This window comes from Devosia sp. 63-57 (assembly GCF_001899045.1).
Lineage (GTDB): Bacteria > Pseudomonadota > Alphaproteobacteria > Rhizobiales > Devosiaceae > Devosia > Devosia equisanguinis.
Window position 1 is genome coordinate 447,977 of record NZ_MKUY01000005.1, and the last position, 14,339, is coordinate 462,315.

The following is a 14,339-nucleotide window of genomic DNA, read 5'->3' on the forward strand; positions in this document are numbered from 1 at the left end:
AACGCGACATGATCTGTTCGCTTTACGTTCTTGTTAACCCTGTCTGCCTCTGTTAGCCTATGCTTCTGCTGGGGGCGAAGATCGACATGGTGACCCGTGTTGCGACGATAGCATTTCAGGGCATCGAGGCGGTGCCGGTCGATGTCCAGGCGCAGATTGCGCCCGGTTTTCCCGGCTTCATCCTGGTCGGATTGCCCGATAAGGCGGTGCGCGAAAGCGGCGAGCGAGTTCGGGCGGCCCTTGCCGCCTCTGGCCTGGGCCTGCCACCCAAGCGCATCACCATCAATCTGGCGCCAGCCGACCTGCCCAAGGAAGGCAGCCATTACGATCTGCCCATTGCCCTGGCGCTGATGGGCGCGCTGGGCGCCATTCCCCAGGATGCGCTCGACAGTTTCATGGCTTTGGGCGAGCTCGGCCTCGATGGCCGGCTGGCCCATGTCGGCGGGGTGCTGCCGGCGGCCATCGCCGCACAGGCCCGGGGGCTGGGCATGATCTGCCCGGCAGCGAGCGGGCCGGAAGCGGCCTGGGCGGGCGAGGATATCGACATCATTGCCGCCGACAGTCTTCTGGCGCTGGCCAATCATTTGACCGGTCATCAGCTGCAGGCGCGGCCGCAGCCCCGCAAGCTGACAGCGGCGCCGGGTGACCTGCCCGATCTGGCCGATGTGCGGGGCCAGGCCATTGCCCGCCGGGCTTTGGAGATCGCCGCCGCCGGCAATCATAATCTGCTGATGATCGGCCCTCCGGGATCAGGCAAATCCATGCTGGCGGCGCGCCTGCCTTCCATCCTGCCGCCGCTCTCCCCGCGCGAGCTGCTCGATGTGTCGATGATCCAGTCGATCGCTGGCGAGCTTTCCGGCGGCGCCCTGTCGGACCGGCGGCCATTTCGCGCGCCGCACCATTCGGCCTCCATGGCGGCGCTGGTCGGGGGCGGGCTCCGGGTGCGGCCGGGCGAAGCGAGCCTGGCGCATAACGGCGTGCTGTTTCTCGACGAATTGCCTGAGTTTTCGCCCGGCGTGCTCGACAGCCTGCGGCAGCCGCTCGAAAGCGGCGAAACCGTCATCGCGCGCGCCAATGCGCGGGTCTCCTATCCGAGCCGTTTTCAATTGGTAGCGGCGATGAACCCGTGCAAATGCGGATTGGCGGGCACCCCTGGCCATACCTGCAAGCGCGGCGTGGCCTGCGCCGCCGACTATCAGGCGCGCGTCTCGGGGCCCTTTCTCGATCGCATCGATATCCGCATCGACGTGCCGGCGCTCTCGGCAGCCGAAATGATCGCCCCCGATGGCGACGCCGAGCCCTCGGCCAGCGTGGCGGCGCGGGTGGCGGCGGCCCGCGAGCGGCAGCGCCAGCGCTATGAGGCGGCGGGGCATCCGGAAATCCTCACCAATGCCGCGGCGCCGACGGCGCTGGTGGAAAAGCTGATCGAGCCGGATTTCGACAGCCGCAACCTCCTGATGCAGGCGGCCGAAAGGTTCAACCTTTCGGCGCGCGCCTATCACCGGGTGCTCAAGGTGGCCCGCACCCTGGCCGATCTTGCGGGTTCGGAAAAAGTAGCCCGCCCCCATATCGCCGAAGCCCTGAGCTATCGGCTGAATCTGGGCGCGGGTTGAGAAACCTTCGCCGCCACATCCCGGTGCAGCGGCGAGGGTTTGGGCTTAGCGACGCAGTTCGCCGCCGGTGGTCTTGGTCACTGCTGCCACGACCGCCGCGGAGACCTTTTCGATCTCCTCGTCGGTCAGAGTCTTGTCCTTGGGCTGCAGCGTCACCTCGATGGCGACCGACTTCTTGCCTTCCCCGACATGGGCGCCTTCGAAGACGTCGAAAATACCGACATCCTTGATCAGCGCCTTGTCGGCACCCTTGGCGGCCTTGAGGATTGCTGCGGCGGTCACGCCCCGATCCATGACGAAGGCAAAATCGCGGGATACCGGCTGGAACGGGCTGAGCGCGATGGCCGGCTTGGTCTTGGTAGCCTTCTTGCGCGCCTCCGGCAGGGCATCGAGGTCAATCTCGAAGGCAGCGACCGGCCCGTCGATGTCGAGCTCGGCGGCCAAAGCCGGATGCAGTTCGCCGAACCAGCCCAGCGTCACCTTGGGGCCGAGCGCGATGCGGCCGCCGCGGCCCGGATGGCTCCAGCTGGCGGCTTCGGGCAGCACCTGCACCTTGTCGATATCGACGCCGAGCGCATCGAGCACAGCTGCAAGGTCCGCCTTGGCGTCCCAGACACTGACCGCCTCGGTCTTGCCCGACCAGTGGCGTCCCGCCCCGTCGAGCTTGGCCGTGCCGGTGCGTACGCCCGAGGCAGAGGTGTGCTGGCCCTCAGGCTGGTCGGAGAGGAAAATCTGCCCGACTTCGAACAGGGCGACGTCGGCAAAACCGCGATTGGCATTGCGGCGCGCGCCCGCGAGGAGGCCCGGCAAAAGCGAGGGGCGCATGTCGGTCATGTCCGAGGCGATGGCATTGGCGAGCTGGCGATCCTCGCTGCCGCCGCCGAACTGAACGGCCGCGGCATGGGCGATGAACGACCAGGTCACGACCTCGTCGAGACCGCGCGCGGCCAGCGCCCGGCGCGCGATGCGACGGCGGTTCTGGATGGTGGTCAGCATGCGTTGGGCCACGTGGTTGAGGCGCGGCAGCGGCTCGACCGGCACATTGTCGACACCGACCATGCGCATGACCTCCTCGACGAGATCGGCTTTTTGCGTCACGTCGGGGCGCCAGGATGGCACTTTTACGCTGCGCATATCGCCCGAGCCTTCGGCAACGAAGCCGAGGCGGGCCAAAATGGCCTCGATGTCGCTGGACGAGACCTCAAGGCCGGTGAGGCGCTTGACCTCGGCCAGTGGGAAGTCGACGGTCTTATTGGCGAAAACGTCCTCGCCCGAGACCACCGGCTCCATGGCTTCGCCGCCCACTAGCTCCAGCATCAGCCGCGTGGCCAGTTCGAGGCCCGGCTCGGTCAGCGCCGGATCGACATTGCGCTCGAGGCGATAACGGGCATCGGAGACGATGCCGGTCTTGCGGCCGGCCTGGGCAATGAGATTGGCATCCCAGCTGGCGCATTCCATGAATACATTGATGGTTTCGTCGGTGACGCCCGACCGGATGCCGCCCATAATGCCGCCCAGACAGAGCGGGCCCTTGTCGTCGGCGATGACGGTCATGGTCTGGTCGAGCGTATAGACCTTGTTGTCGAGCGCATCGAAAGCCTCGTCGCGCGCATTGCGCACCACCATCTGCCCCTCGACCTTGTCGGCGTCATAGGCGTGCAGCGGCCGGCCCCAGCCGAGCGAGACAAGATTGGTGATGTCGACCACGGTGTTGATGGGGCGCAGGCCCACGGCGCGCAGCCGCGCCTGCAGCCAGTCTGGCGACGGGCCATTCTTGATGCCGCGGAAGTAACGGCCGGCAAATTTGCGGATTGCCTTGGGCTCACCCTCGGCAAACTGATGCGGCAAAGCCGGGATCGGGCTCGGCCCCTTTGAGGGCACCGGCGACATGTCGGTCTTTTTCAGGGTGCCGAGGCCGAAGGCGGCGAGATCGCGCGCCACGCCATAGACGCCGGTGGCGTCACCGCGATTGGGGGTGATGGAAATATCGAAGACCACGCCATTGATCCCGACATAGTCGACGTATTTTTCGCCGATCGGCGCATCCTCGGGCAGTTCGATAATGCCGTCATGGTCGTTGGAAAGCTCGAGTTCGGCGGCCGAGCACAGCATGCCATTGGACGGCGCGCCGCGAATGACGACACCACCCTTCAATTCAAAATCCTTGCCCGGAATATAGGTGCCCGGGGCAGCAAAGACCGACTTGAGGCCCGTCCGGCAATTGGGCGCGCCGCAGACCACGTCGATCAGCTCGCCGGTGCCGGCATCGACCTTGCAGATATTGAGGTGGTCGGAATTGGGATGCGGCTTGGCCTCAACCACATGCGCGACCACGAATTTTTCCAGCGCCTTGCCCTGGCTTTCAATGCCTTCGACCTCCAGACCGATCATGGTCAGGGCCTTGCCGATCTCATCGGCCGAGGCAGTGGTCTCGAGATGTTCCTTGAGCCAGTCGAGGGTGAATTTCATGTTTTTGGACCTTAGCGGAAGTCACTCTTGCTGCCCGTGATGGGCGGCAGGGCGGAGGAGAGTTTGAACAGTTCAACGAGCACATTGGCAAAGCCGCGGGCATCGTCCACGGCTTTGTGGGTATGGGCGATATGGCCATAAAACTCGGATGGCAGCTTGCTCATGCCCCAATCGAGATAGGGCGCGCCGCGCAGCGTGCCGGCCATGGTATAAAGGCAGATGCCGCCGCCGCGAAAAATCTGGCGGCCCTTGAACGGGCCGCTGAGGACGCGGGTACAGGCGAATTCGTCCAGGTAATGATCCATCCACAGCCCGTCAAAGATCATCGGCGCAGCGACAAAGACCTTTGGGCCGGGCAGGCTGTCCACCCAGTCGGCAAAACGCGGCATGACGATCGCCGGGTCTTCCGCGCCTGATGTCGCCGCTTTCCAGGCTTCGGGCTGCGTCGCCCACCAATCCATGGTCATCTGGTTCTGGCTGCGGTCCGCGCGAGGCGTCAGCACGGCCTCGAACTCGCCATGGGGCGTGCCATCGGCCTCGATCGCCACCGAGGCAAAGCTCAGCATGGAATTGTGCAGCGGCGTCGGGCCATCGGATTCAATGTCGGTAACGACGAAGATCGGGGTGGCAACGCGGTTATAGAGCTCGCGCCCGGCCGGCAGCACGCTGACCAGCCGGAAGGTTTCGCAGACCACCTCCATATCGGGTGAGAAGCCGCCATTGCGGGCGAAATAGGCCTCGTGGCCTTTTCGCCACTCGGCATAGGGGCCTTCGCCTTCGCGATCGGTGAAGCTGGCGGGGATGGCGTCGAAGGCCATGGTTTCGACGCTCAGCGTTTCGATCACGCAGGCCTCTTCGCCCGCGCCATTGAGCACGGTGTCCCGGCGCCCCACCTGCGGCAGCGGCTCCTTGTCGCCGCCGAAATCGCGCAGCGCCCCGCAGGTCGCGGTTTTCTTGCCGGCCAGGACGAGCGCCAGCAGGCTATCGGCCAGCGCGGGGCTGTCACCGAAGCTGAAGCGGACGGGCTGGGTGGTGGCGGATTGTGACGTCAAGGCGCCGTCGCTCCCGGCGCCTTTTCACCACGCAGCATGCTGGCGATGGATATATCTTCGTCGATTAGAGGCCAGTGTAAACCCATCGGCAGGAGTTCGATGTCGGATCGGGCCGTTTGTGAGGCCGCCGCCAGGCGAGGATACCACCAGAGCGGCGTCGAGACGGTGCGCCCGTCGGCCAGGCGAACATGGAGTTCGCTGTCGTCGCACTGTGCTTCGATCGGACGGCTATCTTCGATTTCAAGCACCAAAGTAGTCATTCCAAGCCTCCAAGAATGCGTTTCTATGCTCACGAACTGCACCGATGATCTCGTTGAGATCACGCGCTGAGAAGCCAAGGTTGACCGCAATGTTGAGGTCGCGCAGCCATATTTTGGCTTCTCGTCCGTCCTTTACAACATGGACATGCGGCGGTTCCCAGCCGTCGGCCGAATAGAAGAAGAAACGATATCCCTTCCACCGCAGCAGCGTCGGCATCTTAGCTGCTGAGCCCCCCAAACAGCGTCGGCAGGTCGAGTGGGCGGAAGCCGTAATGCTCGATCCAGCGCTGGTCGGCGTCGAAGAAGGCGCGCAGATCCGGCATGCCGTATTTCAGCATGGCGATGCGGTCGATGCCGATGCCCCAGGCAAAGCCCTGATAGATATCGGGGTCGAGCCCGGCATTGCGGATGACGTTGGGATGGACCATGCCGCAGCCAAGGATTTCGAGCCAGTCATTGCCCTCGCCGATCTTCACCTCCGAGCCGGAGCGGTCGCATTGCACGTCCACTTCCATGCTGGGTTCGGTGAAGGGGAAGAAGCTGGGGCGGAAGCGCAGGGTAACGCTGGGCACTTCAAAGAACGCCTTCAAAAACTCTTCCAAGACCCAGCGCAGCTGGCCGATATGGCTCGACTTGTCGATGACCAGCCCCTCGACCTGATGGAACATCGGGGTATGGGTCTGGTCACTGTCATTGCGATAGGTGCGGCCAGGCATGACCACGCGGATCGGCGGATCCATCGCGGGCGTCAGGTAGGATGCGGCGGGCTTTTCGTTGGTCTTCTGCATGACGCGCATCTGCACCGGCGAGGTATGGGTGCGCAGCACCTTCTTCACCCCGTCCGGGCCGGGCTTCATGAAGAAGGTGTCGTGCATTTCGCGCGCCGGGTGTCCCTCGGGGAAGTTCAGCGCGGTGAAATTGTAATAGTCGGTCTCGATATCGGGCCCTTCGGCGATGGAAAAACCCATATCCGAGAAGATGGCGGTGATTTCGTCGATGGTCTGGGAAATCGGATGAATGCGGCCGCGCGCCGTGGGGGCCGGCGGCAGCGGCAGGGTCACATCCACCGTTTCGGCCTTGAGCTTGGCTTCGAGCGCCGCGCCCTTGAGGTCGGTGCTGCGCGCCTCGATCAAGGCGGCAATCTCGGTCTTGAGGCCATTGATGGCGGGACCGGCCGATTTGCGGTCTTCAGCTGCCATCGCGCCCAGGGTCGCCAGCAGGGCGGAAACCGAGCCCTTCTTGCCAAGGGCCGAAACACGCACCGCATCGAGCGCGGCTTCATTGGCGGCACTGGCAATGGCGGCGGACAGCTCGTTGCGCAGGGTTTCGATCTGGGCTTGTAGCGACATCGTGGTTCTCAACTCGGACAGTGTGGCGCGGTTAGAGCATTTTGGGTGGACGGAGTCAGCGGGTGTTGGCACGGCGACAGTGCGGTTACTAGCGGTATCTTGCCACTCCGTCACCACCCGGCTTGACCTTGTGGTCCAGGCGATGCCGGGGGCATCCTGTGGATTGCCCGGTCAAGCCGGGCAATGACGACGAATGGAGATGTCTGAGCCGCCTTGAACCGCCGCCAAACAAAAACGCCCCGCGCCGGCCCTTTCGGGCGGCGCAAGGCGCAATTTCGACCTCAGCGGAGCTGGGGGTGCTTAAGCGGTGACGCGGGCGTGGGTAACGGAGTCCACGCTTTCCAGATACGCCAGCGCTGCCTTGGCCTTGACGACCAGGGCGGCGAACGCTTCGGGCTGGGTGATCGCGAGATCGCTCAGCACCTTGCGGTCGACGGCAACCTCAGCCTTGCTGAGGCCGTCGATAAATCGGCCATAGGTCAGGCCGTGATCGCGCACGGCGGCGTTGATGCGCTGGATCCACAGGGCGCGGAAGTTGCGCTTCTTGACGCGACGATCGCGATACGCGTACTGGCCGGCCTTTTCGACGGCCTGCTTGGCGATACGGATCGTGGATTTACGACGGCCATAATAGCCCTCGGCGGCCTTCAAGACCTTCTTGTGACGAGCGTGGGCGGTTACGCCACGTTTAACGCGTGCCATTTATCTTTGTCCTTCCAGCTTAGCGGTTGTACGGCATGTACCACTTCACCAGACCCTCGTCGCCCTTGGACAGGATCTTGGTGCCGCGGTTGGTGCGGATGTACTTGGCATTGTGGCTGATCAGGCGGTGGCGCTTGCCGGCAACACCGGCCTTCACCTTGCCGGTTGCGGTGAAGCTGAAACGCTTCTTGGCACCGGACTTGGTCTTCATCTTGGGCATTTTGCGGGTCCTTTAGATTAGTCTGGATGGATTGAGGCCCATCGCATTCAAGAACCGCCACGGCATGCCTTTTGGCCGGGCGGTCCGGAGAAGTCGGCTCTATAGGGGGAATGACGAGGGAAGGCAAGAGGCGCGTCTCTACGAAATTACGCATTGAATAGTTTCAACGTCGTGGTCACAGATCGTTGTTCAGTCTTTCCGAACGTTAATGGAACTGGTCCGGGGTGTTGTGCGTATTTCTCCCCGAGTTCGACACGATGCGAACCCGGAATTTTCAAGGAGACTAAAATGCGTTTCACCAAGACTCTTGCCCTCGCCGCCGTGATTGCCACCGGTGCCACTGCCGCTTATGCCAGCCCGTTCGATGCCAATGTGTCCTTCGACGCGCTGAACAATGCGAGCTCGGCCACCGTGCTGAAGGTCAACCCGACCCAGGCCAAGTCGCTGGCCATCGACGTTGACACCGCTTCGCTGCAGCAGCTGATCAAGAACAACCGCTATCTGCAGCGCAATATCGAGCAGCAGGGTTATTCCATCGACCAGATCATTGGTATCGATGGCGACCTCGAAGGCTCCAATGTGACCCTCTACGCGCTCTAAGCGCGACCGGCCCATCGGGCGAACAGGGCGACCTTCGGGTCGCCCTTTTTCATGGCTGCCGCGCGGCCAGAAGTTTTGGCTCGATGTGATCTTCAAACAGCAGGCCCGGCCGCGCCGCCAGCGCCGCGCCATATTCGGCCTCGGCGGCCAGCGACACGTCGAGAAAGCCCAGTAGGCCAGCGACATCGCTCGAGCGCAGCCCATAATGACCCGATTGCAGCCGCCGCACGATCTCGCGTTTCGAGGCGATCATGCCCGCGGCCACGTTCTTGCCATTGCTCATCGAGCCATCGCGCTTGATATAGTCGTGCAGCGGCGTGCCCAGATGCATGCTGGTCGGGATGGTGCGATAGAGCTGCAACAGGAACTCGAGATCGGTCATGTTGCTCATGGTCGGGTCATAGCGCCCGTCGCCGCGCCGCCGATCCCAGACAATCATCGAATCCATGGAAAGGCTCACCCATTTGTGTTCACCGGGGCTGAGCACCCGATCGGCACCCGCGCCGACAAAGCGCAGATGGGCGAAATCCATGGTCATGACATCGAGCGCAGTGGTGACGATGCCGTGTTCGTCCAGCGCCGCCACCGCCCGCTCCAGCTTTTGCGGTTTCAGCCGGTCGTCGGCATCGAGAATGGCGGCATAGGAGGTTTTCAGCTGTTCCAGCGCGACATTGCGGGCGTTTGAGGCGCCGCGGCCGATCCCGCCACTGCCGACGAAGCGCTGGCGCGGATCAGCCAATCCGCGCTCGCCCAGAAAGCCGGCATAGTCGAAGCCGTCATCGGCGATGATCCAGTGTTCCCACTGCACATGGGTCTGCTCGAGCACGCTTTGCACCGTGGTGGCCAGCGTATCCTGGGCCTTGTAGGCGGGGGTGATGACGGCGACGGTCTTGTGCATGGCGATGTCCCTCGGGCGTGGCGGTATGGCCTTGAACCGGATACGCGTCTGACCCATATCTGGACCATGTTTCCGATGCCAGTCTTTGCGGGTTGGAGGCAATCAGTCGTTGCTTGCTCATCAAGGACGCATGGTCATGTCGCGTATTTCTGTGTTCTCAGCGCCGTTTCTCCTCGGCTTCGACAGTTTCGAGGAGCGCATAGACCGCCTGGCGCGGTCTGCCGATGGCTATCCGCCCTACAATATCGAGCGGAGCATCACTGAAGACGGCACCGAACGCTTTCTCATCTCTATTGCGGTAGCCGGATTTGCGCCGGGTGATCTCGAGGTCGTTGCCGAAGACAACCAGCTCATGGTGCGCGGCCGGCAGAAGGATGAGCCAGGACGCGACTATCTGCATCGCGGGATTGCCGCCCGCCAGTTCCAGCGCAGTTTTCTGCTTGCCGATGGCATGGAAGTGAAAGATGCAACTTTAGGGCATGGCATGCTCGTTGTTACTCTTGAGCGCCCCAAGGCGCCAAGATTCGCCCGTCATATTGACATTCGCTCATTGTGAGGACGTTCAGGAAAGGGCTGAAAAATGATGGATAGACGCAATCCCGAAAGCGTGACCCCCGATGAGCATCCGCTCAAGGCGTTGACGCGTGCAGAATTCGCCGCCCTGGGCGGCAGCGCCGTGGCTTATGTAAAGCCGGTCTCCGGCCTCATGCTGTCCGGCATGATCCAGGACACCGAATTCGACGCGAATGGTGAGTATCAGCTGGTGATGTCCGCCGATGGCACCCCGCTCATGGTCTCGGACAGCGCCGATGCGGTGAACGACTGGCTGGGCGACCAGAGCCTGGGCCTCGCCACACTGCACTGATCGACTTTCGCCGCACCCCAGATACACAAACCCCCGGAGGCCTTGGGCATCCGGGGGTTATGTATCTATGGCGCCTTGATCAGGCGGCGACAGTGTCTTCGACCGGGCTCGCCAGAATGGCGTAGAGCTCGGCCGGATCTTCGGTCGAACGCAACTGATCGACAATCGACTCGGTGCGCAGCAGCCGTGCCACGCGGGACAGCGCCTTCAGATGATCGGCGCCCGACCCCACCGGGGCCAGGAGCATCATAACCAGGTCGACCGGCTGGTCATCGACCGAATCGAAGTCGATCGCGGTCTCAAGGCGGGCGAACACGGCGGTCACCCCCTTGAGCCCGCCCATCTTGCCATGGGGAATGGCAATGCCGTTCCCCAATCCGGTCGAACCGATTTCCTCGCGGCTGGTGAGCGCATCGAGAATATCGGCACGCGGCAAGCCGGTGGTTTCGGCTGCCTTTTGTGCAAGAACTTCAAACAGCTGGCGCTTTGTGGTCACGTCCGTGCAGAAAAGCACGGCGTGCTTCGCCAGGATTTCGGCCAATTCCATAAGTCTGCCTTAGGATTTACTCAGCTAGGACGTAGGAGAGGGCGGGTGTCAATTGGCCCCCAAGGCTGGATCGATCCAGCCAATATTTCCATCGGAGCGGCGGTAAACCACATTAAGGCCGCCATGTCCAGCGTGGCGGAACATCACAACCTGGGCACCGGTGAGATCAAGCTCCATCACCGCCTCCTCGACACTGAGCTCACGCAGGCTTTTGGTGGTCTCTGCAATCACCGGCGGCGCATAGTCCTCGTCCAACTCGTCCAGCGCCTCGCTGGAGCCGAAAACCGTGTATTGCGCCAGCTGGCCATCGCTGTCGGTGCCATTGGGGCCGCGCCGATGCGACTTGAGCTTGCGATTGTAACGGCGCAGGCGCTTTTCGATATTAAGGGCCATCACTTCATAAGCCGAGGTGGCATCGCCGCCCTGGGCGCTGGCTTGCAGCGTCGCGCCAGAATCGAGATGCACCACGCAGTCGGCGCGGAAGCCGATGCCATCCGGTGTCAGGGTCAGGTGTCCGTCATAGCCGCCATCGAAATACTTTCCGACAACGGAGGCGAAATGGTCCTGCGCCTTGCCGCGCAGTGCATCGCCGACATCCATATTCTTTCCCGAAACGCGTAAGGTCATGGCTTTTTCTTCCTTTCGGTCGTTGGCATCGACGCGATGGGTCCGTAAAGCCGCCTCCCGGCTTGACGGGATCACGTCTGCCGACACTCCTGATGTGGGGTGCCTGCAGATGCGATGCTAGACCCCCCCGGCCGGTGCGGCAATGCGCAACTGTCCCCAACCCGCCAATTCAGGGGGTGACATCGGCGTGAGCGCGGCCTAGCCTTCCCCATCCTGATTTGCGAAAGGCGCGAGCATGCAGGCTCCGGCCCTGGCGGTTGGCGGCAGCGTGCCCCTCGTCTCGCCCCTTATGGCGCTGTTCCTGGTCCTGGCCGTGGCCGGCGCCATGATGCTGGTGGCCGCGCTGCTGCTGCGCAATCTGCGCCTCATGACGCGCCATCGCCTCAACCTTTTCAGCCCCGCCGACATGCAAAGGGCCGCCGACTCGACCCTTTCCACCCGGCCTGCCGGCGCGGTGCCGTTCTGGCGCAGCCCTTATGCGCGGATAGCGCTGGGACTGCTCGTCATTGGGCTGTCCGGCCTTGCCATCCTCCTGATCGCCCATCTCTTTTTTGGCTGACCCACAATAAACGAGAGCCCGATGATTGCTCATCGGGCCCTGGCTTGCTGCAGAACTGAAAAGGGCAGAAGGCGCTTAGACCTGCTGCACGGCCTCGACGCCCGGAACGAAGTGGCGGAGCAGGTTCTCGATGCCGTTCTTGAGCGTAGCGGTCGAGGAGGGGCAGCCCGAGCAGGCACCCTGCATATGGAGGAACACGGTGCCCTCCTTGAAACCCTTGAAGATGATATCGCCGCCATCCATGGCGACGGCCGGTCGCACGCGGGTGGCGAGCAATTCCTTGATCACCTCGACCATTTCCTTGTCTTCTTCTTCGAAGAATTCCTCGACCTCGTCGAAGGCAGGAGCGGAGCCGCTCGCTTCGGCGATGACCGGCTTGCCGGAGAGGAAATGGTCCATGATCACGCCCAAAATGGCCGGCTTGATATGGGCCCAATTGGTGTCGTCCTTGGTCACCGAGATGAAATCGGAGCCCAGGAACACGCCGGTGACGCCGGAAATACCGAACAGGCCGGTGGCCAGCGGCGAAATCCCGGCGGCCTCTGGCGAGCGGAAGTCGCGCGGTTCACCCTCGAGCACATCGCGTCCCGGCAGGAACTTGAGGGTCGCCGGATTGGGCGTGGCTTCGGTCTGGATGAACATGGGAAATCCCGCGTCGTTTGCGATTAGAACGCTTCTAAAATAGACTTTTAAGCGCGCGATGCAAGCTTGAACCGTGCGGACAGACAAAATTGATCGCAGAGGTCAGTTTTTCTGCTCGACACGAGGGGACAATGCTCGAAGGGCGGCCGGATTTCGTCACCCCAGCTTGCGCGGTGACCTGCGAGCCCCGCGGGGCTCCAGTGGCTGCTTCCCCGAGCTCCATACGAAAAACCCTCGGCATGGCGCCGAGGGTTGCATTCTCTGGGGTCGCCCGATGTCCTGGCGTGGGGGCCTTTGAGGCTCCTAGACCTCGTATCGGTCCGAAGCATCATGCTGCGGACGATAGATGAAATAGTCGAAATGCGCCGGGCTGGCCGTACCGTTGAGGTCACTGGCCGCGACGCCGACAAAGGCGCCGGTAAAGCTGCCATGGGCCTGGTGGCCGCCGCATTCGTCCGAGAGCAGGCTCGCATCGAGCACCGGGCCGATGGGCTGCAAGTCCTCGCCCTCCATGGCGTAGAAGAACTGCAGCTTACGGCCGCGAATGCTCAGCGCCAGCTTGACCTTGCCTCCGGGCGGGATCTGCACCGGGGCAGCCGGGAAGCGCAGCTTGCCATCGGGCCAGCTCATTTCCGAGGCCATGATCAGCAATTCGCGCTGCCCGTCGGAATGCGCTCCGACAGTGAGATAGAAAAAGTTGTAGCGGCTGTAATAGGCGGTCAGCCCGGCAAAGGTGCGCTCGTCGGTGGGATTGAAATCGACAAGGGTTTCCGCGTCATAGGAAAAATGCGTCTGCCGGCGGGCGACCAGCGCCTGCTCGAACCAGGAGCCGGGGGATTCGCGCCCGAACAGCGTCAGCTTGCCGTTTTCGGTCTTGAAGATGCGCTCGGTGTCGGGCGTGCGCAGCCACTGGAAGTCCTTGTGCAGCCCGTTTTCGAATGTATAGCGCTGCTCGGCCCAGTATTTTTCCTCGTCGCGCGTGCCCGGCACCTCGACATGCAGCGAGGGCACCGGGCCGTTCTTGATATAAAGCCAGTCATCCTCGCCCCAATAGGCCTCCTGAATCGAGGTTTCGCGACCCAGCACGCAGCGACGTTCCTGCGTCGTCGGGCGGCCGCCGAGATGGACCAGATAGGTCTTGCCCTCGGGCGTTTCGACGATGTCGCCATGACCGGCACGCTGGATGGCGGCGAGCGGGGTGTCCTTACTGGTCAGGATGTGCTTGTCGGGATGGGTTTCATATTGCCCATCGATGCTGCGCGAGCGGGCAAAGGTGCAGGCATGGTCATAGGCCGTGCCGCCTTCTGCCGTCAGAAGGTAGTACCATCCATTGCGCTTGTAGAGATGCGGGCCTTCAACGAGCTTGAGATCGGTACCCTGATAGATATTGGTGATGGGACCAACCAACTTGCCCGCAACGGGATCGAATTCCTGCAGCATGATGCCGGCGAACAGCAGCGGCCTGACGCGATGGTCCCAGGCCATGTTGACGAACCACTTTCTGCCGTCGTCGTCGTGGAAGAGGCTGGGATCAAAACCCGAGGAATTGGCATAGATCGGGTCCGACCACGGGCCTTCGATCGTGTCGGCCCAGACGATGTAATTATGCGCGTCCTTGAACGAGCCATCCTTGCGCTTGACATCGGTATAGACCAGCCAGAAACGCTCGCCGTCATGGGTGAGACAGGGGGCCCAGACGCCGCAGCTATCGGGATCACCGCGCATGTCGAGCTGGCTGGCGCGGTTGAGCGGGCGCGTCACCAGATCCCAATTGGCCAGGTCCCGGGAGTGATGGATCTGCACGCCCGGGAACCATTCGAAGGTCGAGGTGGCGATGTAATAATCGTCACCCACGCGCAGAATGGACGGGTCCGGATTGAATCCGGGCAGAATCGGATTGGTGATTTGGGGCATGCTGGCTCCTCCCTATGCGACA

General features: G+C 62.7%; 17 protein-coding genes. 5 read left to right on the plus strand and 12 right to left on the minus strand.

The window, feature by feature from the left end; translation table 11 throughout:
* Nucleotides 1–86 precede the first annotated feature (86 nt).
* The gene (locus BGO80_RS10530; RefSeq protein ID WP_286721375.1) at nucleotides 87–1,613 is read left to right on the plus strand and encodes a YifB family Mg chelatase-like AAA ATPase; all 1,527 of its coding nucleotides are present in this window, start codon (nucleotides 87–89) and stop codon (nucleotides 1,611–1,613) included.
* A gap of 45 nt (nucleotides 1,614–1,658) precedes the next feature.
* On the opposite strand, the gene pheT is transcribed toward BGO80_RS10530, so the two are convergent.
* The 7 genes from pheT to rpmI all read right to left on the minus strand — a co-directional run bounded on the left by pheT (nucleotide 1,659) and on the right by rpmI (nucleotide 7,665).
* Entirely contained in the window at nucleotides 1,659–4,082 is a 2,424-nt protein-coding gene (gene pheT / locus BGO80_RS10535; protein ID WP_286721376.1) for a phenylalanine--tRNA ligase subunit beta, read from the minus strand.
* An 11-nt stretch (nucleotides 4,083–4,093) separates the two neighbouring features.
* On the minus strand, nucleotides 4,094–5,134 hold the full coding sequence (locus tag BGO80_RS19435) for an ASCH domain-containing protein (protein WP_353744204.1): 1,041 nt from the start codon (nucleotides 5,132–5,134) through the stop codon (nucleotides 4,094–4,096).
* Nucleotides 5,131–5,394, minus strand: coding sequence for a DUF2442 domain-containing protein (locus BGO80_RS10545; protein ID WP_164550236.1), 264 nt, complete (start codon nucleotides 5,392–5,394; stop codon nucleotides 5,131–5,133). Before BGO80_RS10545 ends, BGO80_RS19435 begins: the two co-directional genes overlap by 4 nt.
* Nucleotides 5,375–5,611 (minus strand): DUF4160 domain-containing protein, encoded by a 237-nt coding sequence (locus BGO80_RS10550; RefSeq protein ID WP_286721377.1) that lies wholly within the window; start codon nucleotides 5,609–5,611, stop codon nucleotides 5,375–5,377. The genes BGO80_RS10545 and BGO80_RS10550 overlap by 20 nt, the downstream gene beginning before the upstream one ends.
* Nucleotide 5,612: 1 nt before the next feature.
* On the minus strand, nucleotides 5,613–6,743 hold the full coding sequence (gene pheS / locus BGO80_RS10555) for a phenylalanine--tRNA ligase subunit alpha (protein WP_286721378.1): 1,131 nt from the start codon (nucleotides 6,741–6,743) through the stop codon (nucleotides 5,613–5,615).
* 300 nt (nucleotides 6,744–7,043) lie between these two features.
* On the minus strand, nucleotides 7,044–7,445 hold the full coding sequence (gene rplT, locus BGO80_RS10560) for a 50S ribosomal protein L20 (RefSeq protein ID WP_126149282.1): 402 nt from the start codon (nucleotides 7,443–7,445) through the stop codon (nucleotides 7,044–7,046).
* Between the two features lie 19 nt (nucleotides 7,446–7,464).
* The gene (gene rpmI / locus BGO80_RS10565) at nucleotides 7,465–7,665 is read right to left on the minus strand and encodes a 50S ribosomal protein L35 (protein ID WP_046105910.1); all 201 of its coding nucleotides are present in this window, start codon (nucleotides 7,663–7,665) and stop codon (nucleotides 7,465–7,467) included.
* Between the two features lie 288 nt (nucleotides 7,666–7,953).
* Between rpmI and BGO80_RS10570 the strand changes: the two genes are divergently transcribed.
* Nucleotides 7,954–8,265 (plus strand): hypothetical protein, encoded by a 312-nt coding sequence (locus BGO80_RS10570; protein WP_126149281.1) that lies wholly within the window; start codon nucleotides 7,954–7,956, stop codon nucleotides 8,263–8,265.
* Nucleotides 8,266–8,314: 49 nt separating this feature from the next.
* Here the strand turns inward: BGO80_RS10570 and BGO80_RS10575 are convergent, their stop codons facing one another.
* On the minus strand, nucleotides 8,315–9,163 hold the full coding sequence (locus tag BGO80_RS10575) for a glycosyltransferase family 2 protein (RefSeq protein ID WP_286721379.1): 849 nt from the start codon (nucleotides 9,161–9,163) through the stop codon (nucleotides 8,315–8,317).
* Nucleotides 9,164–9,299: 136 nt separating this feature from the next.
* On the opposite strand from BGO80_RS10575, the gene BGO80_RS10580 reads away from it, so the two are divergent.
* Both BGO80_RS10580 and BGO80_RS10585 read left to right on the plus strand, forming a co-directional pair.
* Nucleotides 9,300–9,719: an Hsp20 family protein gene (locus BGO80_RS10580; RefSeq protein ID WP_286721380.1), complete on the plus strand. Its 420-nt coding sequence runs from the start codon at nucleotides 9,300–9,302 to the stop codon at nucleotides 9,717–9,719.
* Nucleotides 9,720–9,743: 24 nt separating this feature from the next.
* Nucleotides 9,744–10,028 (plus strand): DUF1150 family protein, encoded by a 285-nt coding sequence (locus BGO80_RS10585; protein ID WP_126149278.1) that lies wholly within the window; start codon nucleotides 9,744–9,746, stop codon nucleotides 10,026–10,028.
* Nucleotides 10,029–10,107: 79 nt separating this feature from the next.
* On the opposite strand, the gene BGO80_RS10590 is transcribed toward BGO80_RS10585, so the two are convergent.
* Both BGO80_RS10590 and BGO80_RS10595 read right to left on the minus strand, forming a co-directional pair.
* On the minus strand, nucleotides 10,108–10,575 hold the full coding sequence (locus BGO80_RS10590) for a PTS sugar transporter subunit IIA (protein WP_126149277.1): 468 nt from the start codon (nucleotides 10,573–10,575) through the stop codon (nucleotides 10,108–10,110).
* 48 nt (nucleotides 10,576–10,623) lie between these two features.
* Nucleotides 10,624–11,202, minus strand: a complete 579-nt coding sequence (locus BGO80_RS10595; RefSeq protein ID WP_286721381.1) for a ribosome hibernation promotion factor — start codon at nucleotides 11,200–11,202, stop codon at nucleotides 10,624–10,626.
* Nucleotides 11,203–11,437: 235 nt separating this feature from the next.
* Here BGO80_RS10595 and BGO80_RS10600 point away from each other — a divergent pair, with 235 nt between their 5' ends.
* On the plus strand, nucleotides 11,438–11,761 hold the full coding sequence (locus BGO80_RS10600; protein ID WP_286721382.1) for a hypothetical protein: 324 nt from the start codon (nucleotides 11,438–11,440) through the stop codon (nucleotides 11,759–11,761).
* Nucleotides 11,762–11,836: 75 nt separating this feature from the next.
* Here BGO80_RS10600 and BGO80_RS10605 read toward each other — a convergent pair whose 3' ends face one another.
* Nucleotides 11,837–12,403 carry a NifU family protein gene (locus BGO80_RS10605; RefSeq protein WP_286721383.1) on the minus strand — a complete coding sequence of 189 codons (567 nt, stop codon included), beginning with the start codon at nucleotides 12,401–12,403 and terminating at the stop codon, nucleotides 11,837–11,839.
* A gap of 303 nt (nucleotides 12,404–12,706) precedes the next feature.
* Nucleotides 12,707–14,317 carry a glycoside hydrolase family 43 protein gene (locus BGO80_RS10610; protein WP_286721384.1) on the minus strand — a complete coding sequence of 537 codons (1,611 nt, stop codon included), beginning with the start codon at nucleotides 14,315–14,317 and terminating at the stop codon, nucleotides 12,707–12,709.
* Nucleotides 14,318–14,339: the final 22 nt, after the last annotated feature.